General features: G+C 60.9%; 15 protein-coding genes and 1 pseudogene. 10 read left to right on the forward strand and 6 right to left on the reverse strand.

What is annotated here, in order from left to right; genetic code table 11:
• Positions 1 to 1,154 (reverse strand): annotated as a pseudogene (locus CXQ96_RS18625) (hypothetical protein); the annotation flags it as partial.
• A 619-nt stretch (positions 1,155 to 1,773) separates the two neighbouring features.
• Here CXQ96_RS18625 and CXQ96_RS09660 point away from each other — a divergent pair.
• A complete protein-coding gene (locus tag CXQ96_RS09660) occupies positions 1,774 to 2,352 on the forward strand; it encodes a low molecular weight phosphatase family protein (protein WP_104117829.1) in 579 nt (192 codons plus the stop codon).
• A gap of 31 nt (positions 2,353 to 2,383) precedes the next feature.
• On the opposite strand, the gene pth is transcribed toward CXQ96_RS09660, so the two are convergent.
• Complete coding sequence (pth, locus tag CXQ96_RS09665; protein WP_104117830.1) at positions 2,384 to 2,968, reverse strand: aminoacyl-tRNA hydrolase; 585 nt, start codon at positions 2,966 to 2,968, stop codon at positions 2,384 to 2,386.
• Between the two features lie 14 nt (positions 2,969 to 2,982).
• Complete coding sequence (locus CXQ96_RS09670; RefSeq protein WP_104117831.1) at positions 2,983 to 3,633, reverse strand: 50S ribosomal protein L25/general stress protein Ctc; 651 nt, start codon at positions 3,631 to 3,633, stop codon at positions 2,983 to 2,985.
• 449 nt (positions 3,634 to 4,082) lie between these two features.
• Here CXQ96_RS09670 and CXQ96_RS18410 point away from each other — a divergent pair, with 449 nt between their 5' ends.
• Both CXQ96_RS18410 and CXQ96_RS09680 read left to right on the forward strand, forming a co-directional pair.
• A complete protein-coding gene (locus CXQ96_RS18410) occupies positions 4,083 to 4,361 on the forward strand; it encodes a VanZ family protein (RefSeq protein ID WP_368783604.1) in 279 nt (92 codons plus the stop codon).
• Between the two features lie 102 nt (positions 4,362 to 4,463).
• Entirely contained in the window at positions 4,464 to 5,777 is a 1,314-nt protein-coding gene (locus CXQ96_RS09680) for a UDP-glucose/GDP-mannose dehydrogenase family protein (RefSeq protein ID WP_104117832.1), read from the forward strand.
• 90 nt (positions 5,778 to 5,867) lie between these two features.
• On the opposite strand, the gene CXQ96_RS09685 is transcribed toward CXQ96_RS09680, so the two are convergent.
• The 3 genes from CXQ96_RS09685 to CXQ96_RS09690 all read right to left on the reverse strand — a co-directional run bounded on the left by CXQ96_RS09685 (position 5,868) and on the right by CXQ96_RS09690 (position 9,490).
• Positions 5,868 to 6,986, reverse strand: coding sequence for a polysaccharide pyruvyl transferase family protein (locus CXQ96_RS09685; protein WP_146070848.1), 1,119 nt, complete (start codon positions 6,984 to 6,986; stop codon positions 5,868 to 5,870).
• Entirely contained in the window at positions 6,932 to 8,092 is a 1,161-nt protein-coding gene (locus tag CXQ96_RS18050; protein WP_146070849.1) for a lipopolysaccharide biosynthesis protein, read from the reverse strand. Before CXQ96_RS18050 ends, CXQ96_RS09685 begins: the two co-directional genes overlap by 55 nt.
• Before the next feature lie 153 nt (positions 8,093 to 8,245).
• The gene (locus CXQ96_RS09690; protein ID WP_181036419.1) at positions 8,246 to 9,490 is read right to left on the reverse strand and encodes a glycosyltransferase; all 1,245 of its coding nucleotides are present in this window, start codon (positions 9,488 to 9,490) and stop codon (positions 8,246 to 8,248) included.
• 1,088 nt (positions 9,491 to 10,578) lie between these two features.
• Between CXQ96_RS09690 and CXQ96_RS09700 the strand changes: the two genes are divergently transcribed.
• The 7 genes from CXQ96_RS09700 to CXQ96_RS18415 all read left to right on the forward strand — a co-directional run bounded on the left by CXQ96_RS09700 (position 10,579) and on the right by CXQ96_RS18415 (position 19,794).
• Positions 10,579 to 11,859 (forward strand): glycosyltransferase family 4 protein, encoded by a 1,281-nt coding sequence (locus CXQ96_RS09700; protein ID WP_258059009.1) that lies wholly within the window; start codon positions 10,579 to 10,581, stop codon positions 11,857 to 11,859.
• Entirely contained in the window at positions 11,852 to 12,880 is a 1,029-nt protein-coding gene (gene gmd, locus CXQ96_RS09705) for a GDP-mannose 4,6-dehydratase (protein ID WP_104117836.1), read from the forward strand. Before CXQ96_RS09700 ends, gmd begins: the two co-directional genes overlap by 8 nt.
• Position 12,881: 1 nt before the next feature.
• Positions 12,882 to 13,847, forward strand: coding sequence for a GDP-L-fucose synthase (locus CXQ96_RS09710; protein ID WP_104117837.1), 966 nt, complete (start codon positions 12,882 to 12,884; stop codon positions 13,845 to 13,847).
• 102 nt (positions 13,848 to 13,949) lie between these two features.
• Positions 13,950 to 15,410 carry a polysaccharide biosynthesis tyrosine autokinase gene (locus tag CXQ96_RS09715; protein WP_104117838.1) on the forward strand — a complete coding sequence of 487 codons (1,461 nt, stop codon included), beginning with the start codon at positions 13,950 to 13,952 and terminating at the stop codon, positions 15,408 to 15,410.
• A 49-nt stretch (positions 15,411 to 15,459) separates the two neighbouring features.
• The gene (locus CXQ96_RS09720) at positions 15,460 to 16,905 is read left to right on the forward strand and encodes a sugar transferase (RefSeq protein ID WP_308662728.1); all 1,446 of its coding nucleotides are present in this window, start codon (positions 15,460 to 15,462) and stop codon (positions 16,903 to 16,905) included.
• A gap of 33 nt (positions 16,906 to 16,938) precedes the next feature.
• Entirely contained in the window at positions 16,939 to 18,864 is a 1,926-nt protein-coding gene (locus tag CXQ96_RS18850) for a DUF4012 domain-containing protein (protein WP_258059010.1), read from the forward strand.
• 231 nt (positions 18,865 to 19,095) lie between these two features.
• The gene (locus tag CXQ96_RS18415; RefSeq protein WP_181036420.1) at positions 19,096 to 19,794 is read left to right on the forward strand and encodes a peptidase; all 699 of its coding nucleotides are present in this window, start codon (positions 19,096 to 19,098) and stop codon (positions 19,792 to 19,794) included.
• Positions 19,795 to 19,899 lie beyond the last annotated feature (105 nt).

Raw genomic sequence — 19,899 nt, forward strand, 5'->3', positions numbered from 1 at the left:
TTCTTGTTCACTTCGATCCGCACGTACGGGTTCGTCGCCGAGCCCGTCGCGTGACAGATCACGACCTTCTCGTTGCCGTTGCCCGGGTTGCCTGGACCGGTCGGGCAGACCCCGTTCGGAGGATTCACGATGTCACCTGCGTGATCGCCATGACCGTTCAGACCGTTCTTGTTCACTTCGATCCGCACGTACGGGTTCGTCGCCGAGCCCGTCGCGTGACAGATCACGACCTTCTCGTTGCCATTGCCCGGGTTGCCATTGCCCGGGTTGCCATTGCCCGGGTTGCCATTGCCCGGGTTGCCATTGCCCGGGTTGCCATTGCCCGGGTTGCCATTGCCCGGGCCGGCCGGGCACGTGTCAGACGCAGGGTCCACCAGATCCTCAGCATGATCCTCGTGACCATTGAGTCCGTTGACGCTGACCTCGATCAGAACGAAAGGATTTGTGGCCGAGCCCGTAGCGTGGCAGATGAAGACTTTCTCGTTGCCGCCGCCGTTGCCGCCGCCGTTGCCGCCGCCGTTGCCGCCGCCGTTGCCTGGAGGAACTTCACCCGGAGCACCACCACCGCCGCCGTTGCCGCCGCCGCCGTTACCGCCGCCACCATTGGCCGGAGGCTCGACCGGAGCACCACCGCCACCATTGCCGCCGCCACCGTTACCACCGCCACCATTGGCCGGAGGCTCGACCGGAGCACCACCGCCACCATTGCCGCCGCCACCGTTACCACCGCCACCATTGGCCGGAGGCTCGACCGGAGCACCACCGCCACCATTGCCGCCGCCACCGTTACCACCGCCACCATTGGCCGGAGGCTCGACCGGAGCACCACCGCCACCATTGCCGCCGCCACCGTTACCACCGCCACCATTGGCCGGAGGCTCGACCGGAGCACCACCACCGCCGCCGTTGCCGCCGCCGCCGTTGCCGCCGCCACCGTTGCCGCCGCCACCGTTACCACCGCCACCATTGGCCGGAGGCTCGACCGGAGCACCCGGCGGAGCGCCACCAGGGTTCGGATTGCCACGATCACCGGTGTCGGTGATCGTGCCCGAAGGACCGGGTTCCGCTGATGCTGGTGCCGCAGTGAAGAAGACTCCACTGGAGACAAGAGCGACGGCGGAACCTGCAGCGAGTAAACGATTACGATTGATCATCAGAATCTCCCACCAAGGACCGGAAGGCTCTCCGGAGAGCCTCGGAGAGCCGGGAGCCACTCCCCCGCAGGAGCTCCTACGCCCATGTCACACCCGCTAAATCTCGGGGGTAACCTCTGTGACGGAAGACACGTAGGTCCAGTTGGAGGTCGAGCACATTGCCCCTGGAAGGAAGTACAGAATGCGGATATTGGAGTAGCGTCGACGCAACGACGGGTAGGCGCTACTCGGGACGCGCGGCATCCCCGCCCGTAGGTTTGATGTGTGGGCAGTGCCCACAAATGGAGTCGGCGGCGCTTGGCCTTCCTGAGACCGAGGCCGTCCCCAGCCGCCGCCGGCTCCGTCCACTCTTCCCACCCTGAGTCCCCGGGGGCTGAGGTGGACCAGGAGATGCCCTTTCCCCACCGGCCCGCTTTCCGCATATCGCCGACGCCGCCCAGCGCCACCCTCTGAATGCTTCCCATCGCGTGCTGGTGCCGTGAGGTGGAACGCAGGACGACGCCGACCACGGCTCGAACAGGTCTGCGCCCGCGGGAGTGACGGGTAGGCTCATTACACCGTCCCGTACACTGCTGCCGGCCACTGCGCGCGTCCGGTGGAATCACTGAGGAATTGAGCCATGACAGCGGATACTCCGTTTCGCATTCTCGCCGTGTGCACTGGCAACATCTGCCGATCACCGATGGCTGAGCGCCTCCTGCAGAGCGCGCTCACCAGGATTGCGCCTGGCGAGTTCGAGGTGTCCAGTGCAGGCACGGGCGCCCTTGTCGGCAATCCCATAGACCCTCAGGTTGCCGGCTTCGTTCGCGTCTTCGACGCGGATTCCGAAGGCTTCCGCGCCCGGCAGCTGGAGGAGCGGCTTCTGGACGGCAAGGACCTCGTCCTTACCCTGACGCGCGACCACAGGAGCCGCGTCATCGAGATGGCACCCTCATTGCTACGCAGGACGTTCACGCTCCGCGAGTTCGCGCGTCTTCTCAACGACCTCGAGGGTGACCCTTCATTGACCGGCCCGATGCGCTGGCGCTCGATCATGCCCAAAGTGGTTCGGGCTCGCACCATCCACCCGTCCGATCCAAGCCACGACGACGTCGTCGACCCCTACCGCCGCCCAGATGCCGTGTATCAGCAGATGGTGCGCGAGCTGGTGCCGGCTGTGAAAACCCTCGTGGACTGGGAATACAACCACCGGTTATGACGGCACCAGCTGACGCCGACGGGAGTCGCCACTAGGCGGGCGCGTGGAACTTCTGCTGCGCGTCGACGAGGCCCTTGGTGATCAGCATCTCGACGGCGTCGGCGGCGTCGTCGAGCAGGAACGGCAGTTCCTTTTTCTCCACGGTGCTGAAATCCTTGAGGACGAAGTCGGCGGCGTCCTGGCGCCCAGGCGGGCGCCCGACACCAACGCGCACACGGTAGTAGTCCTTGGTGCCGAGGGCCTTGCTGATGTCGCGCAGGCCGTTGTGCCCGCCCTCTCCCCCGCCGTACTTAAGCTTCAGGGTGTTGAAGGGGATGTCAATCTCGTCGTGCACCGCGATCACATGGTCGGGCGCGATGTCGTGGAAGCGGGCCAGCGCGGACACCGGGCCACCCGTGAGGTTCATGTAGGTGAGGGGCTTGGCGAGGACGAGCCGCGGCCCCCCGATGCCGAGGCGTCCCTCGAGCGTGAGCGCCTGCGCCTTCGAGGACGTGAAGCGGCCGCCCAGCCGGCCCGCGAGCAGGTCGAGGACCATCTGCCCTACGTTGTGCCGATTGCCGGCGTAGCCGGGCCCGGGATTTCCGAGCCCGGCTACGAGCCAGGTGTCAGTGGACACCGTGCAGATCCTGCCTACTTCTCGTCGGCGTCGGTAACGACGGCGTCGGCATCCGCGTGGGACGCCGTGGCGCCCTCGGAGGTGCCCTCGGTGGCGGCGTCGGACTCAGGCGTCTCGCCGAGGTCCTGCTCGGTCTCTCCGGAGAGGTTGACGACCAGGGTCTCGGGATCGAGGAGAAGGGTGACGCCCGAGGGCAGCACGATGTCCGAGGCGAAGACGTGCTGGCCCGCCCTGCGTCCGGCGATGCTGACGGTTACGGTTTCGGGCAGGTTGGTCGCGTCTGCCTCGACGAGGACAGTGTTGGCCTCGAGGTTGACAGCGACATCAGGGGCAGCTTCGCCTTCGACGTGGACGGCGACGTCGACCTCGACCCTTTCGCCCCGGCGGACGGTCAGGAGGTCGAGGTGCTCGACGATCTGCTTGAGGGGGTTGCGCTGGATGTCCTTGACGAGGGCGAGGTGGTCCTCGCCCTCGATGTCCAGCGTGAGCAGGGCGTTGGGGGTGCGCACAGCGAGGGTGGTGGCCTTCGCGGGCAGCAGGATGTGGATGGCTTCGGCGCCGTGGCCGTACACGACGGCGGGGATCATGTTCGCGCGGCGGGCCTGGCGGGCCGAGCCCTTGCCGAACTCGGTGCGGACGTGTGCTGCGAGCTTCTGCTCAGACATGGTTTCTCCTGGACGTTGCGGCTCGTCGCACTTTGCGTGAGCACTGGGACGTTGCCGGGGCGGAGGGAACACGCGAGTGGGGCAGTCGTCTAGAAACCAAGTGCGTCGCTAGCCACCGTCGATCACGGAGTACGGCCGGAATTCGTGCAATCCGGCCCGCTCCCTCGCCTAGGCATCGCGTTCAATCCTACAGGACTGCGCGCTGTTGGCTGTCCCCCAGCCATAATGGACGAAACTCGCCGCCTGCCGTCGGCCCTTCCCGAAGGATTCTCCTGAGCTCTGCGCCGCGTCCCTCCCCCAGATACAAGGCTGTGTCCGCCGCGCTGTGTGCTGCCTGGTTACTGGCCGTTGCGCTCGTTGTCTTCTGGCCGACGCCGGTCGATCGCGCTGGCGGAGGATGGCTGCGCGGGCTGCTGCGCGACCTTCACTCTCAAGGTCTTCCCGCGGTAGTGACGTACGGTGCCGTCGAGTTCCTGGCGAACGTCGTGATGTTCGTTCCCTTCGGCGTCTTCTGGTTCATCCTTGCTCCGCGCGGCTGGCGGTGGGCTGGGCCTCTGGCCGGGATGGGGCTCTCGGCATCGATTGAAGTGGCACAGCTCCTGCTGCTCCCGCAGCGGGTTGCGTCGCCGTACGACGTGCTGGCCAATACGCTCGGCGCGCTGGCGGGGTGCACGCTGGGCTGGGTGATGCTCCTGCCCGAACGGCGACGTCATGCCGCAGGACGATAATTTCATGTGGTGTTTACGCCGGCTCGAGCCCGGCAGCCCGCGTTAGGCGGTCTCCCGGACTAGACTCGGCGTGACTGGGGATCATTACTTGAGGACAAACACATGCGTATATCCGTGATCGGTTGCGGCTACCTGGGGGCAGTACACGCAGCGTGCATGGCGAAGTTGGGCCATGACGTAGTCGGTATCGATGTCGACCCACGGAAAATCGGCGAACTGCAGGCCGGCCGCGCGCCGTTCTTCGAGCCGGGCCTGCCCGAACTGCTTGAAGAGGTACTCGCTACAGGTCGTCTGAAGTTCAGCTCCAGCATGGCCGACGCCAAGGGTGCTGAGGTCCACTTCCTATGCGTCGGCACTCCGCAGCGTAAGGGCGAGTACGCAGCGGATATGCGTTACGTCGATAGTGCCTTCACATCGCTTCTGGACTCGCTCGAGCCAGGCAACGTAGTGGTCGGCAAATCCACGGTACCCGTCGGCACTGCTGCTCGGCTCGCGGACGACCTCGCCGAACACCACCCCGACGTCGTGCTGGCATGGAACCCCGAGTTCCTGCGCGAGGGTTTCGCCGTCAAGGACACGCTGTCGCCGGACCGCTTCGTCTACGGAGTACCGGCCGGAGACCACGGGGCCCGTGCTACCGCCGCCCTCGACGAGGTGTACAGCACCCCGCTGTCGCTCGGCACGCGGCGCTTAGTTGCGGATTACGCAACGGCAGAACTAGTGAAGGCCGCAGCCAACTCCTTCCTTGCGACGAAAATCTCCTTCATCAACGCGATGGCAGAGGTTTGTGAGGTAACCGGCGCCGACGTCACGGTTCTCGCAGATGCCATCGGCATGGACGAGCGCATCGGCCGGAAGTTCCTCAATGCCGGTATCGGGTTCGGTGGCGGTTGCCTCCCGAAGGACATTCGAGCGTTCATGGCCCGAGCTGGCGAGCTTGGGGCGGACCAGGCGCTGACCTTCCTGCGGGAGGTGGACGACATCAACGTCCGACGCCGTAGCCGCACCGTCGAGTTGACCCGCACCCTGGTGGGCGGTTCGCTGCTCGGGAAGCGCATCACCGTGCTAGGCGCGGCTTTCAAGCCCAACAGTGACGACGTTCGAGACTCTCCCGCGCTGAGCATCGCGGCGCAACTACAACTGCAGGGCGCCGACGTCACGGTGACCGACCCCGAGGCCATCGAGGGTGCACGCAAACGCTTTCCAGAGCTGACGTACGAGCAGGATCTGCAGCGGGCGATGAGAGAAGCTGACGCTCTTCTCGTCCTAACCGAATGGCAGGAGTACCGAGACCTCACCCCGGCGAGGGCAGGTGCGCTCGTTCGTACGAAGAGCATTCTCGACGGGCGGAACGTCTTGAACCCAGAAGTCTGGCGTTCGGCAGGCTGGACCTACAAAGGAATCGGCACACCCTAAGTGCACGAGAGGTAGCATCAAAGCAACGCGAATCTCCCTGAGGGGCAGCCTAGTTGGACTCAACAACGCGAATGCCCCGTGATCAACAGTCTATGTACTAATCGGCGCCCCATAGGACTCCGACGCCTTAGCGAGCAACCTGCTCGCTTCAGTCAGTGCATCGAACTGCTTGAGTCGCGACTTCGCGCGATCACCGCTTGTTCCTATACTTTCCACATCTTCTAGGTTTCGTATCACAGGAACGTCGAACCAAATACCGGCAGTGCTTTGAATCTTGTCCGTATGCACGCTGCTCAGTTCATAAGGAAGCGCACCCCTCGCTGCGGATAGTATCGCGACATGCAGGCGGTCGGTAAAGACAACGTCTGCACCCGCATAAGCACTCAAGAGGTTGAGGTATTGCTCGGCGTAATTTCTACTTCCCCAAAGCAGGGACTCGCATGCGAAGTAGGAGGCGAGCTTCTCATGCTGATCGTCATCGCGTCGAACCTGAGAAGCAAAGATGATTGTTTTACCCTCGCCTCTAAAGCGTTGAACTATCCCGGTCAATAGCCTCAAATCGGGCGAGCGATCGTAGCGAAAAGACAGAAGTATGGAATTCCGTGATCCCTCATCCAAGATAGGGGTCGAGGCCAAAGCCAAATCTGGCAGGACAGAAACCGGTTTGGTCAGGAATCTTGCGGAAATTTCGTCGCGCAACGTATAAGTGGTTGAAATACTGCATAATAATCTCTCGAGAGTGGCCGCGATCTTTGAATCCCCTCGCAGAGACCGTCCAAGAGCCACGACTTCCCCTCCACCCAGTCGAACTGCGAGCGCGAGGGTACACATGACTAGGCTCTTAGCGACAGTTCTAGCACTTAGCTCTAGTAGGACTGGCCCCGGCGCAAATAGGAGATCCGCACGACGTCGGGCTATCCGCCTTAGTAGTTGGGCTAGGTATGAGCACTTGCTCGAAACAAACTTCCGGTCCTTCTGGCGCTCAAACAGCCCGAGATAACCTTGCGGCATAGCGCCTACATACAGAATCTGCTTGGGATGCTTGCTTGTTAGCAGTTTCAATGCCAGACGACGTATCTCGACATCACCAAGATTATCTGGCTGAGCCGAAATACTTGCGAAAAGATACCGCACTGAACCCTTATTGCTTGCTGTCATTGATGAAAATCTTTCTCTCCGAAGAAAAAGGCTGCTAGCAGCATCGCGCATTGCAGAACAAAGCCCAGGGACACACCTATTGCCGCCCCTACAATTCCATGATAGTAGACCCCAATGGCACAGAGGCCTAACGAGAGGACTGAAGCGGAAGCGGCGATGTAGCCAACAATCCATTCTCTATTTCCCGCCTGCAGTAACGAGGTCAGCACCGATGCGGTGGCCGCGAAAATGAGACCGGCAACGACTATCTGCAGGGGAACAATTGCAGGGACATATTGCTCTCCCAGGAGCGCAAGAACTACAGGCGGCATCAACAGCACCGCGATTCCATACAACAACACCAAGCTACCCAAGAGAAGTGATACTGGGCGCCGGATGGTTTCCACGCCTGCGCGGCCAGTTCTCACAGCGGCAGGAAGAAGAACAGCCGCGAGAGATGTAGCGAGGATTCGGAAAGGACCGATGGATCGCGCGACTACACCATAGAGACCACCGACGGCATTGCCGCCGATTCCAGTGACAATCAATGTGTCTAAGTTGCGCAGTTGCGAAGCAGCGGTATTGAACCAGAAAGGCCTGCAACGTCTGAGCACACTAGCAAGAACAGCTCCCGAGATAGGCTCCCTGGCAACCAGTCCCGCGCCAGCACCCGATCTCAGCAAGTGCCCCAGCCCAACGAGGGTTCCGGCGGAAAAGGAGACGGCGAACGACAGTAAAACAGACTCACCGATAGAGATGAGGATTATGTACACAGCTAAGGCGACTGAGCGCCTGAGCAGGAGACTCACTGCAACTACATGAGCTCGGCCGTCGGCTAACTCTAATCCTAGCCTTGTTTCAATGAGACGATCTCCACCCACCCACAAACAGATGGGGATGAGAGAGAAATAGGTACTATCATAGATCCACCCAGTTGCAAGGAAAACCGCAAGAGCTAGAAAAGTCAGCGCCCAGCTGGTGTAGGAGTTCACCCGTAGTGCAGCTGTTAGGTGAACGCTTTTGTACTCACGCGCTCTTTCCCGGATGAGATACGTAGAAACTCCCAAATCGGACACAGCTTGCGCTACAAGGACTGCGCCCGCAGTCGCCGCGATGATCGAGAACAAGGCAGGGCCGGCGTCACGGGCGATCAGTAAATAGGTAGCGGCTTGAATCATCGCTGCAGCTATACGCCCACTCGACGCCCAAGCGAATTGGCGACCAACCAGACCCTTAGCCACGAGTATGTGCCCTACTAGTTTCCGGACCTATGGTGCCTCGAGTACGGCTCGCATCGTGCCTTGCCTTGCTGAACGGAACCAGCGCCTGCATTACACCTTATCTCTCACAGCGCGAAGATACTTCGAGTGCACTCGGCGATTGATTTCTTCAGGGAATCGCTGGCTGACCTCCCGGGCGGGATTGCCGGCAACGACTGAGTAGGGAGCAACATCTCGAGTGACGACAGACCCAGCAGCAATGACGGCCCCTTCGCCTATACGTACGCCGCTTAGAACAACACTCGCCGCACCAATCCAGACGTCGTCGGCGATCTCGACGACGTCGCGACCCCTGAGTTCACGATCGCCAATCCAGGTGGAGTACAACATCGGTGTGCCCGGCTCATCCAGGGCGTGATCGTTCCTACCGACGATCTGTACGTTCATTCCAATCATTACATAGTTCCCGATCGACCCATTGACTTGGATGATTGACCCAGGCCCCACGGCTACGTCATGACCTATGGAAAGCTGGTGAGTAGACCCCACTCTCGCGCCAAGGCCAACTCGAAATCGCGACCCAACCGTAACTGGCCCGCGTACTGCTAATCGGCGTAGAGCGAATCGCACGATCCGAGCCAACGGCAGCGGAATCGCGGATCTTCGGGACTTCTGCTGCGCTGAGAGCGTTTCCTCCACTGCCGCGATCAGGCCCGAACTCATCGCTTCCGCGGAGTAACGTTCTCGAACGTCAGAGCTGATATCTCTGAGCGGGACGAGAGCCCGTTCATCCCATGCTTCAACAAGAGCAGCGGCCAACGACGAGGCGGAGTCGGACTCGAACCAGATCACTCCTCCCGTCTGAGCAAGTTCTATCTCTGGCGAATGAGGCTCATCCTTCGCTACGGCCATGGGCACACCGAACCCTAGACTCTGTGTGAGACCAAGACCAGCGAATCCGGGGGACAGCGAACAAAATGCTTCAGAGTAGATACGCCGAAGATCCGATGGTTCGTCGAGCCAGCCCAAAAATTCGACGAATTCCTCTACCCCCTCAATAACCGCTAGTCTCCGGAGCTCATGCTCCATACTTCCAGCTCCGACAATTGCTACCCGCATGTCAGGATGTGATTTGCGGGCAATAGGTAAAGCCTCAATTATCAGGTGCGGCTTTTTCTTCGGCTCGAGACGTCCCACGTATATTGCGACATCTCGATCCTGATCCCTTGATTCGCCGGGCTCAATCTCTCTAGCCAGATAAAGGGAATTAGGGGCAACATACACCGGCTGCCCGGGAAGGTCCCTTTGCGCTTTCCTTTGATCCTCATATGTGTAGGAGATCGTTCCTTCAGCCAATCGTCGCAAGGATCTCCTCAAAACGGCGCTTTTGGATGCGGAGCCAGCCTGCGGATGGATGTGTCCCCAGACCAGGGTTGGCCGCCGGAGCGCTCGCCGTGCCACTAGGACCGCGACCGCGCTCAGGCTTCGGGGATTCAAATCCAAAACTGCTAACCCCGCTGCGATCGACGGTCGCAACGATCCGAGTTGCACGAAGGCTTTGCCTCCCAGCCTCAACATTCGGATTTCCGTGAACCAACCGGAAGGAAGCCCTGTCCTGACGGAAGAATCGAGATGAGCGGAGCTTATCAGAATCGTTAGTCGGTCACCGAAATGACCCCGTATTATACGGATACATTCGGCGCGATATTTCGGCAATACAGCTAACGAAAAGACAACTGTGCTCTTTTCGTCCGTCGAGGTCTGCCTCTCCTGACCCTCACGTGATCGAGCTATCATCGGCCAAACCGCTTTCTTGTGGCCCTCGGCACGTCCAAACCGATCACGTCTTCGGCTTCGATTCGGGAGTTGGGGGGGATGACCGTATTCGGCGCGATCACCGCGGAGCGGCCAATGATTGACCCGCCCAGCACCATCGATCGCGTCGACAGCCAAGCGCCGTCCTCAACGACTACCGGCTTCGTGATTAGAGCCATGTCTGCCGCTAGAGCGTGGCTCCCCGTGGTGATGAAAGCTTCCTGTGATATGGCTACGTCAGCGCCAATAGTGACCAGATCTTGATTATGGATCCAGACACCCTCGCCCAACCAGCTTCGGTGCCCGACTGAAAGCTTCCACGGGCACTTGACACGTGTCCTAGGCCTGATTAGTACCTGATCCCCGACCCTTGCTCCGAACGCTCGAAGCGCTGCGACTCGTAGACGAGAACTGATCTGCCAGGGGTTGTGGAGAATGAGTAACTCCACCACGGCCCACAGGTACACGATGTAAGCGGGCTTGCCCCAAGCTGAACGTTCGCCAGGTGCGGCCGCGAGATTGATCACTCTGGACGTACGTTGCGTGAGTGCGTCTCCGCCGTGTTCGATCATCGAGACCTCCAATGGTGTGAAGCTGATCTGCGTCTAGCCTCGCCTAGTGTTACACCTGTGACGCAAAAAACCACCAACGTGATGATCGCTGGACTCAACTACTTCCCTGAGCAGACGGGCAACGCACCCTACACCACCGGTCTAGCAACGGGACTGCAAGAACGTGGGATCCGCACCTCTGTCATGACCGGGTATCCCCATTATCCGCTCTGGATGCGGTTCGGCGGGTATAGCGGTAGCAGCATGTCCGAAACCATTTCCGGCGTGCCCGTTCGACGCCTAAATCACTACATACCGCGGCGCCCGCGATTACTTGCACGGCTCGGGATGGAAATTTCTTTCGGTCTCCGAATGGCTCTTGCGCACTGGACCGAGTCAGATGTGATCGTCTTCGTCAGCCCCGCCTTGATTTCCTCAGCGATCGGTTTAGGTCGGGCCCGGCTAACTCGACGTAGAGCAAAAGTGGTCGTGTGGGTGCAAGATCTCTACAGCCTGGGCATGAAGGAGACCGGTGCCTCTGGCGAGATAGGGGCCCGGGTCATGCGATACATGGAATCCGTTATCCTTCGCTCGGCTGATGGAGTAGTGGTGATTCACGACCGATTCCGAGTGCATCTGGTATCGCAGCTCAAGGTGGACGTCGAAAAAGTTCAGGTGATTCGGAATTGGACCCATTTAGGACCACACTCGGTGAACGATCGACACACGATGCGGGCATCTTTTGGATGGAGCCGAGATGCGGTGATCGTTCTCCACGCTGGCAATATGGGTGCCAAGCAAGGCCTCGATAATGTGGTTCAAGCAGCGAGAGTGGCGGAACGCTCGGGCAGCCCCGTCCGTTTCATTCTGCTCGGCGACGGTAACCAGAGGAGCCGGCTTGAGACGCTCGCTCGAGGAGTTTCGACTATCGAATTCCTGGACCCACTACCTGGCGCTCGCTTCCAAGACGCACTCTCCTCGGCAGACGTATTGCTGGTAAACGAACTACCAGGGGTGAAGGAAATGTCTGTGCCAAGTAAATTGACGTCCTACTTTAGTTCAGGGGTGCCGGTACTAGCTGCGACGGATCCAGGGAGCGTTACGGCCGAAGAGTTAGCCGCGGCCCAGGCCGGCATACGCGTCGACGCCGGAGTCCCAGAGGATCTAGTGCGTGGAGCTGAGACCCTAGCTTCCGACCCGGAGACTGGGCAGCGCCTGGCAGCGAACGGACTCCGCTTCATGCGAACCGAGTTGTCGGAGGTACACGCGGTGGCAAAGTATGATCAGTATCTAACGCACCTTGCCAGCGGTGACGAACCGCTCAATCGGCAGAGACACCACGGGGACAACAATGCCTAAGCGCGCTCTAATCACCGGTATTACCGGCCAAGACGGCTCCTACTTGGCCGAACTACTTCTGGCAAAAGGATACGAAGTTCACGGCCTCATCCGCCGCGCCTCTACTTTCAACACATCTCGAGTGGACCACCTATACGTGGATCCTCACGATCCCAAGGCTAAGCTCTTCCTCCACTATGGCGACCTCAGTGATGGTTCGCGGCTGGTGACCCTCCTGGCGGACATCCGCCCCGATGAGGTGTATAACCTTGCCGCTCAGTCGCACGTCAGGGTTTCCTTTGACGAACCGGAGCACACCGCGGATACCACTGGTATGGGAACAGTCCGTCTCTTGGAGGCAGTGCGCCAAGCCGGGATCGAGACGAAGTTCTACCAGGCGTCGTCATCCGAGATGTTTGGCGCCACACCGCCACCGCAGAACGAGGAAACGCCTTTCTACCCGCGCTCGCCGTATGGTGCCGCCAAGGTTTACAGCTACTGGATCACGAAGAACTACCGCGAGGCCTACGGGATGTACGCGGTGAACGGAATCCTTTTCAACCACGAGTCACCTCGTCGCGGTGAAACCTTCGTGACGCGCAAGATCACCCGTGCGGTGGCAGCCATCAAGGCCGGCCAGCAGGAGCACGTCTACATGGGCAACCTCGATGCCGTCCGAGACTGGGGCTACGCAGCCGAATACGTCGAGGGCATGTGGCGCATGCTGCAGGCTGACGAGCCTGACGACTTCGTTCTGGCCACCGGAGGCAACTACACGGTTAGGGACTTTCTGCGCATCGCCTTCGAGCACGCGGGCCTGCACTGGGAAGATCACGTGAAATTTGACGAGCGCTACCTGCGTCCTACCGAGGTAGATGCCCTCGTGGGCGATGCCTCGAAGGCGCAGGACAAACTTGGATGGAAGGCAACTGTTCACACGCCTGATCTCGCCCGGTTGATGGTCGATGCCGATATCGAAGCACTCAAACACGCCGGACGCAGTTGGATCGATACAGTCGACCTCGACTGCTGGAAGGCATGATATGACGAGCTTCACACCCGGCGCTCTCGACCGCGACGCAGCGTTCTATATTGCGGGACATCGAGGGCTGGTTGGCTCCGCCATCTGGCGCTCCCTGGAGTCCGAGGGCTTCTCCAATTTGCAGGGCCGCAGCTCTGCAGAGCTCGACCTGAAGGACCGTGCGGCCGTCTTCGCCCATTTCGCCGAGGTGAATCCGCGCTACGTGGTCCTGGCCGCTGCCAAAGTCGGTGGCATCATGGCGAACGAAACCTATCCTGTTGATTTTCTCACCGAGAACCTGCAGATCCAGGTGAACGTGATGGATGCCGCTCTTGAACACGACGTAGAGCGACTCCTGTTCCTCGGATCTTCCTGTATCTATCCGAAGTTTGCGCCGCAGCCCATTCGGGAGGATTCGCTGCTCACCGGACACCTGGAACCTACCAATGATGCCTATGCCATCGCGAAAATTGCTGGGATTATGCACGTTCAAGCAGTCCGCCGCCAACACGGTCTGCCCTGGATCTCGGCGATGCCCACCAACCTGTACGGACCAGGCGACAACTTCTCACCGGAGGGCTCGCACGTGCTGCCCGCGCTCATCCGCCGGTACGACGAAGCGGCACGGAGCGGTAGCGAGTCGGTCACCAACTGGGGCACAGGTTCACCCAGGCGGGAGCTTCTCCACGTCGACGATATGGCTGCTGCCTGTCTCCACCTGCTGGAGCACTACGACGGGCCCGAGCAGGTCAATGTCGGTACGGGAACGGACGTCACTATACGGGAGCTCGCGGATATAGTGGCCACGGCGGTGGGCTATGAAGGCAACATCGAATGGGACACCAGCAAACCGGATGGTACTCCGCAGAAGCTCCTTGATGTGTCCAAGCTGACCGATGCCGGGTGGACCGCGACTATAAGCCTGGAAGACGGCGTTCGAGACACCGTCGACTGGTATCGTACCCACGCCTCGTCCTTGCGCGGTTAGGCTCGAGTTCTCGCGGTAGGCGGTCGACACCGTCTGTCGCACTTCCCTGTGGTGGCCCCGAAGCAGCCGCGGCTCAACGAAAAGCATCTAGAGAGGTCTCCTTTGGAGCTCAGTGATTACCTACGGATTCTGCGGCGTAGCTGGCTGCTCATCACGGCGTGCGCCCTCGTCGGGTTGCTCCTCGGTGCGGTTGCATCATTTGCTGTCAGGCCCACGTACACGGCGCAGACCAAGCTGTTCGTAGCAATACAAAGTTCGGGAAGTGTACAAGACCTGCAGCAGGGCAACACGTTCACCCAGGCGCGCGTACAGTCGTACGTGGAGACGGTGACCGAACCAGTAGTACTGCAGCCTGTGATCGAGTCGCTCGGTCTGGACGTCACGGCCGGGCAGCTGGCGAACAGTGTTTCCGCTTCTGCCGACCTGAACACGGTGATCATCACCATCGCAGCGGAAGACTCTTCCCCTGTTCAGGCTGCAGCGATCGCGCAGGCTACCGCCGACAGCCTCGTGCAATCGGTCAGTGATCTCGAGAGCACTTCAGACGAGAGCGACTCGCCGGTCAACCTCACGGTAATCACGCCAGCGACGGCACCGTCGCAGCCATCTGCGCCGAATACTCGTCTCAATCTTGCCCTCGGCCTTCTTGTAGGGCTGGCGCTAGGCGTTGGGGCGGCTGTGCTTCGGGCGATACTTGACACCCGCGTCCGAGGTGAATCCGACCTCCGGAGAATCAGCGATGCAGCACTGCTAGGGGGTATCTCCTTCGACGCTGATGCGCAGAAGAAGCCCCTGCTCACACAAGCGCCGCCGCAGAGTCCGCGGGCCGAATCCTTTCGCCAGATACGGACTAACCTGCAGTTCGCTCACGTGAGCCACAAGTCGAAATCGGTCCTGGTAACGTCGTCGCTGCCCGGGGAAGGTAAGACCACCACCGCAACGAACCTTGCTATCGCCATCGCGCAAGGCGGCCAGTCAGTTGTGCTGGTCGATGCCGATCTTCGGCGGCCCCGCGTGGATGAGTATCTTGGCCTTGAGCGAAACGCCGGGCTCACCACTGCCCTGATTGGGCGGGCTGATCTTGAGGACCTCCTACAACCGTGGGGGACCGATGAGTTGTACGTCCTCACCGCTGGTCAGATTCCTCCGAACCCGAGCGAGCTGCTGGGCTCCGAGGCAATGAAGGAATTGATCACGCGGCTTGAACGCAAGTTCGATGCCGTAATCATCGATGCACCGCCGCTGCTGCCGGTGACCGACGCCGCAGTTCTCGCTCAGCAGGTCGGAGGAGTCGTGCTCGTCGTTGGATCCTCGAAGGTGAAGCTTCCCGACCTGCAGAAATCGCTGGGCAACTTGGAAATGGTAGGGGCTGACCTGCTCGGGGTTGTCATCAACCTCCTGCCGAGTAAAGGCCCTGACGCTTACGCCTACAGTTACTACTCCTACGCTTCGGTGAGTGAGCCTGAGACGCGTAAAGTACCGGCCGCAGCGAAGCGTCCCGTTCCAAGTAACAATTCGGACTTTGACGCGCGAGTTTTTGGATTACAGTCTCAGGACAAGTGAGTAGATACCAGGGCGCTGATCGCGCCGTGCTACAGGGTATGGGGAACTGGTGTCCGAGATAGTCAAAGGTGGCGGCTGGGCGCAGCGCTACGGACGACGGCTCGCAATCGTCGATGCGGCAGTAGTTTTGTGGGCGACAGTCGGAGCGTTGATCGTACGGTTTGGGGTACCGCAGACAGAGCGCGTCGCTGCAGGTGAACAGCCCTATGTGGTCCTATCGCTCGCGCTGGCTGCAGGATGGTGGGCGATGCTGTCGCTTCGAGGCAGTCGCGAACCCATCGTGCTGGGACACGGCACCGAGGAGTACAAGCGGGTCTTCAGCGCTTCGCTCATCCTTTTCGGAATTGTCGCCATAGTCAGCTACGCGCTACAACTCGACACTGCGCGAGGTTACGTAGGAGTGGCACTGCCGGCTGGTCTAATCATGCTGTTGTTGTCCCGAGTCATCGTTCGGCGCCTCCTGCACATCGAACGCACCCGCGGTAAAAGTTCGCTCCGTGTGCTGGTTATAGGAAGCACCAGTGGAGTGCGGCATCTAGCGGGTTCGCTTCGCGCACAGCCAATGGCGGGTTACCTGCCCGTCGGAGCGTACCTTCCCGGTGTCGAATCCGACTCCAGTGCTGCGGAGAGCTTCGACCTGCCGATTGTCGGCAGGGCAGTTGAAGCGGACAGCATTATCGCTGACATTGCTGCCTTCGATCCTGACGCGGTGGCATTGTCGAGCAGCATGCAACTTGCGCCGGAGACCATCCGCGCCCTGGGCTGGGCCCTGGCAGACCTCAACATCCGACTCATCATGGCACCTGCGCTGACCGATGTTGCAGGACCGAGAATTCATACGCAGCCTGTGGCCGGCCTGCCTCTGATTCACGTTTCTACACCAAACCTCGAGAAGGGTCAGCGCTTCGTCAAGCGGACCACCGACATCCTTGGGGCAGGGCTCTTGATTGTCACACTGTCGCCGGTGCTGGCACTGATCGCCCTGCTTGTGCGGTCCGATTCGCCTGGTCCCGTCCTCTTTCGCCAGGAACGCGTCGGCACAGCCGGTCAGCGATTCGACATGTACAAATTCCGGTCCATGGTGGTGGACGCAGAATCGCAGCTGGAGCAGCTCCGCGAGAACCACGAAGGGAACGACGTACTGTTCAAGCTGAGAAGCGATCCGCGAGTGACCAGAGTGGGCAGCATATTGCGGAGGTTCAGTCTCGATGAGCTTCCCCAGCTGTTCAACGTGCTGGGCGGCTCGATGTCCCTGGTGGGCCCTCGGCCGCCGCTGGCTGCAGAGGTAGAGCGCTACGACATCCGCGCCCATCGACGACTTCTGGTCCGTCCCGGCATGACAGGGCTGTGGCAGGTCAGCGGCAGGTCGCTGCTTTCATGGGACGAGACCGTTCGGCTCGATCTCTACTACGTCGAAAACTGGTCGTTCCTCGGCGACATGACCATTTTGCTCCGCACCTTCAAGGCCGTCGTCACCCGTCACGGTGCGTTCTGATTTTCCCGACCCGCTGCATGAAGGACCTTCTTGATGACTGACGAACTTCCGACGAACCCGCGTCGAAGGCGTTCGAGCACCGCGCCGACTGTTGGCGCAAGATCGAACGCCGCAGGAGGCAACCGCGCCAAGCGGGTCCGTGTGCTGCCTGCGATGAGTTCCCTCGTGGTGCTGCTGCTCGTGGCAGTAGGTGGGTGGCTTGCGTACCGCGCTACAGAGGTACGCAGCCATCTCGAAAGCAGCATTGTTCTGTTGCCTCAACTGCGGGCAGCTCTCGTCGAACGCGACGCTGAGCGCGCTACAGAGATCACTTCTGACTTGCAGGACCACACTGCTGCAGCTCGTTCTGCTGGCACCGATCCCCTGTGGAAAGCCGCCGGCCTGGTCCCCTTTGTCGGGCAGAACTTCAGCGCCGTAGGCGAGGTCACGGTAACCGCCGACGACGTCATGAGCCGAGCGGTGGCTCCCATGGTGGACAAATTCGCGGCGCTGGACTGGAACTCGCTGACGCCTGTCGAAGGACGAATCGACACCGCTCCCCTGTCGGACATGTCACCAACCCTGTCGGCGGCGGCAAACACTGTCGAGTTGTCCTACGGTCGCCTCGAAGGAATCGACCGCACCACACTCCTCCCGCAGATTGCCGCACCGCTCGAAAACGCTCTCGAATCCCTCGAAGAGGCCCGCGGACCCATTAGTGACGCGGCTCGCGCGAGTCAGCTGATTCCCGCCATGCTGGGGGCCGAGGGCCCCCGGAACTATCTTGTCCTGGTGCAAAACAGCGCCGAGGTTCGCGCTACAGGCGGTATCGCCGGAGCGCTGGCCGTGATCACCGTCGACGACGGACGGATTTCCCTGACCGATCAGGGCAGCGCGACCGAGCTGGGCAGATTCACACCCCCACTCGAGGTCGACGCGGAACAGGAGCAGATTTACAGCGCCCGGCTGGGCGCCTATATGCAGAACGTCAACCTCACTCCCGATTTCCCCACTGCCGCCTCCACTGCCCAGCAGATGTGGCAGGACCGCCATCCAGGCTCACGCATAGACGGCGTTATTGCCCTGGATCCTGTGGTGCTGGCCAACCTGCTCCAGGCCACCGGCCCGGTGGAACTCGACGGATTCGGTGACCCTGAGGTCGACGCCCTGCTCGCTGGGACCAAGTTGCCGACCGCGCTCGACTCAACCAACGTGGTGCCCACGCTACTGTCCGACGTCTACGCGCAGATCGAGGAACCTGCCCTGCAGGACCAGTATTTCGCTGCGGTTGCCGGGAGAGTGTTCGAGGCCCTGGCGCGCTCGCAAGGCGACAGCCAACAACTGATCGAGTCGCTGGTGACCAGCGCCGATCAGGGCCGACTCTCGGTGTGGTCGGCGTCATCCGCTGAACAGGATCTGCTTGCCCAGACAGATCTGGCAGGTGCTGCGACGGGGCCCATGGTGGGCGGCGCAACTTTCGGTGCCTACTTCAACGACGGCACGGGTGCGAAGATGGACTACTACATGCGCAGGACCGCACAGCTGCTCAGGCAGTGCTCTGACGACGGGTACTCGCAGTACACGGTGAAGGTCACTTTGGAAAACACGGCGCCAGCCGATGCCGCCATGTCGCTTCCGGAGTATGTAACAGGAGCCGGTGGAGCCGGTGTGGTGCCAGGGAGGGTCCAGACCAATACGATCGCCTATGGCCCAGCGCAGTCATTCCTGCAGACAGCACGGCTGGATGGACAGGAAGTTCCACTCGGCTCCTTCAACCATGGCAATCGACCCGTGGGTGTCCTGACAACCAGGTTGGAACCAGGGGAATCAGCAACGCTCGAGGTCGACTTCACGAAGGTGGTGCAGGAAGGCGACCCGGTGCTGGACATCACGCCCACCGTCCAGGACCCCGCTGAAGTTCTTCTGCCTCTCGAATCATCGGGTCCATGCAACGATCAGGGTGAGTCCGACCTTGACTAGGTTAACAATGCGTTACATCTGTGCCGAGAGCGCTCATCCTCTTCTCGTACCTGATTGCCACTGCTAGTTTGGCAATGGAGATTCTTCGAACCAGGTAATCCAGCGTACCGATTAGAGTAGTTCGGATCGATGGTATAGGGTGCGAAGAGTAGATCCGGGGCGTTTGGGGATTGTCAGCCCGATCACTTCACCTGTTTTTCTTCGTCTCATTCTTTCTTCTGGGGAGCCACCATGAACAAGACCGCCTCCGTCCTGGCAATCGCCGGTACCCTTACCTTCCTCGGAGCAGGCGCGGCTCAGGCCGCCCCCGTCTCCATCCCCGCTTACACGCCGGATGAATCCGGCGCCGTCAGCGATGGAACCGTCGCTCCCGGTGAGACCGTGGTCTTCACCGGCCCCAACGGATACTTCACGCCGGGCGAGACCGTCAACATCTCGGTGGATCGTACCGATGGAGCGCCCGCAGCCGCTGGATTCGGCGCAGGCGGAGCAGCCGCCGCCCGCGGTGGGATAATCGTCCTCAACGCGATCGTGTTGACCGACTCCACCACGGCCGATGCCCAGGGCAGCTTTTCCTACTCCGTGAAGCTGCAGGAGGAGGGCGTCTACACACTTACCGCCGCCGCCGCTGACGGCTCCCCTGCAGAGCCCATCACGGCACGCGTCGTCGTCGATTCGAAGTTCGCTACAGCTGGTGGCACGACGGGTGGCACGACGGGTGGCACGACGGGTGGCACGACCGGCGGGACGACGGGTGGGACGACGGGTGGCACAACCGGTACTTCCGGCACCACGTCCTCGGTCAAGGGCGGGCTCGCCAACACGGGCCTCGATTCCGCAATGCTCCTCTGGGGCGCAGCGGGCATTGGTGCACTCGGCTTGGGTGCGGGCAGCATCTTCGTTGCACGCCGCCGCTCGACCGAGGCATAAGCTTCCGCTTCACTAGGTCCACAAACAATAAAAGCGGGCCGGAGCATTTGCTCCGGCCCGCTTTATTGTTTTTTCAACCGGCTGTGGGGATCTCTCAGAAAGCGC

Source organism: Arthrobacter sp. B1805 (assembly GCF_002929745.1).
Lineage (GTDB): Bacteria > Actinomycetota > Actinomycetes > Actinomycetales > Micrococcaceae > Arthrobacter_D.

Coding starts and splice junctions, on each gene's coding strand:
- CXQ96_RS09660 (WP_104117829.1), top strand. CDS start 1,774: ATGACAGCGGATACTCCGTTTCGCATTCTCGCCGTGTGCACTGGCAAC.
- CXQ96_RS09670 (WP_104117831.1), bottom strand. CDS start 3,633: ATGTCTGAGCAGAAGCTCGCAGCACACGTCCGCACCGAGTTCGGCAAG.
- CXQ96_RS09680 (WP_104117832.1), top strand. CDS start 4,464: ATGCGTATATCCGTGATCGGTTGCGGCTACCTGGGGGCAGTACACGCA.
- CXQ96_RS09685 (WP_146070848.1), bottom strand. CDS start 6,986: ATGCGCGATGCTGCTAGCAGCCTTTTTCTTCGGAGAGAAAGATTTTCA.
- CXQ96_RS18050 (WP_146070849.1), bottom strand. CDS start 8,092: ATGATTCAAGCCGCTACCTATTTACTGATCGCCCGTGACGCCGGCCCT.
- gmd (WP_104117836.1), top strand. CDS start 11,852: ATGCCTAAGCGCGCTCTAATCACCGGTATTACCGGCCAAGACGGCTCC.
- CXQ96_RS09710 (WP_104117837.1), top strand. CDS start 12,882: ATGACGAGCTTCACACCCGGCGCTCTCGACCGCGACGCAGCGTTCTAT.
- CXQ96_RS18850 (WP_258059010.1), top strand. CDS start 16,939: ATGACTGACGAACTTCCGACGAACCCGCGTCGAAGGCGTTCGAGCACC.
- CXQ96_RS18415 (WP_181036420.1), top strand. CDS start 19,096: ATGAACAAGACCGCCTCCGTCCTGGCAATCGCCGGTACCCTTACCTTC.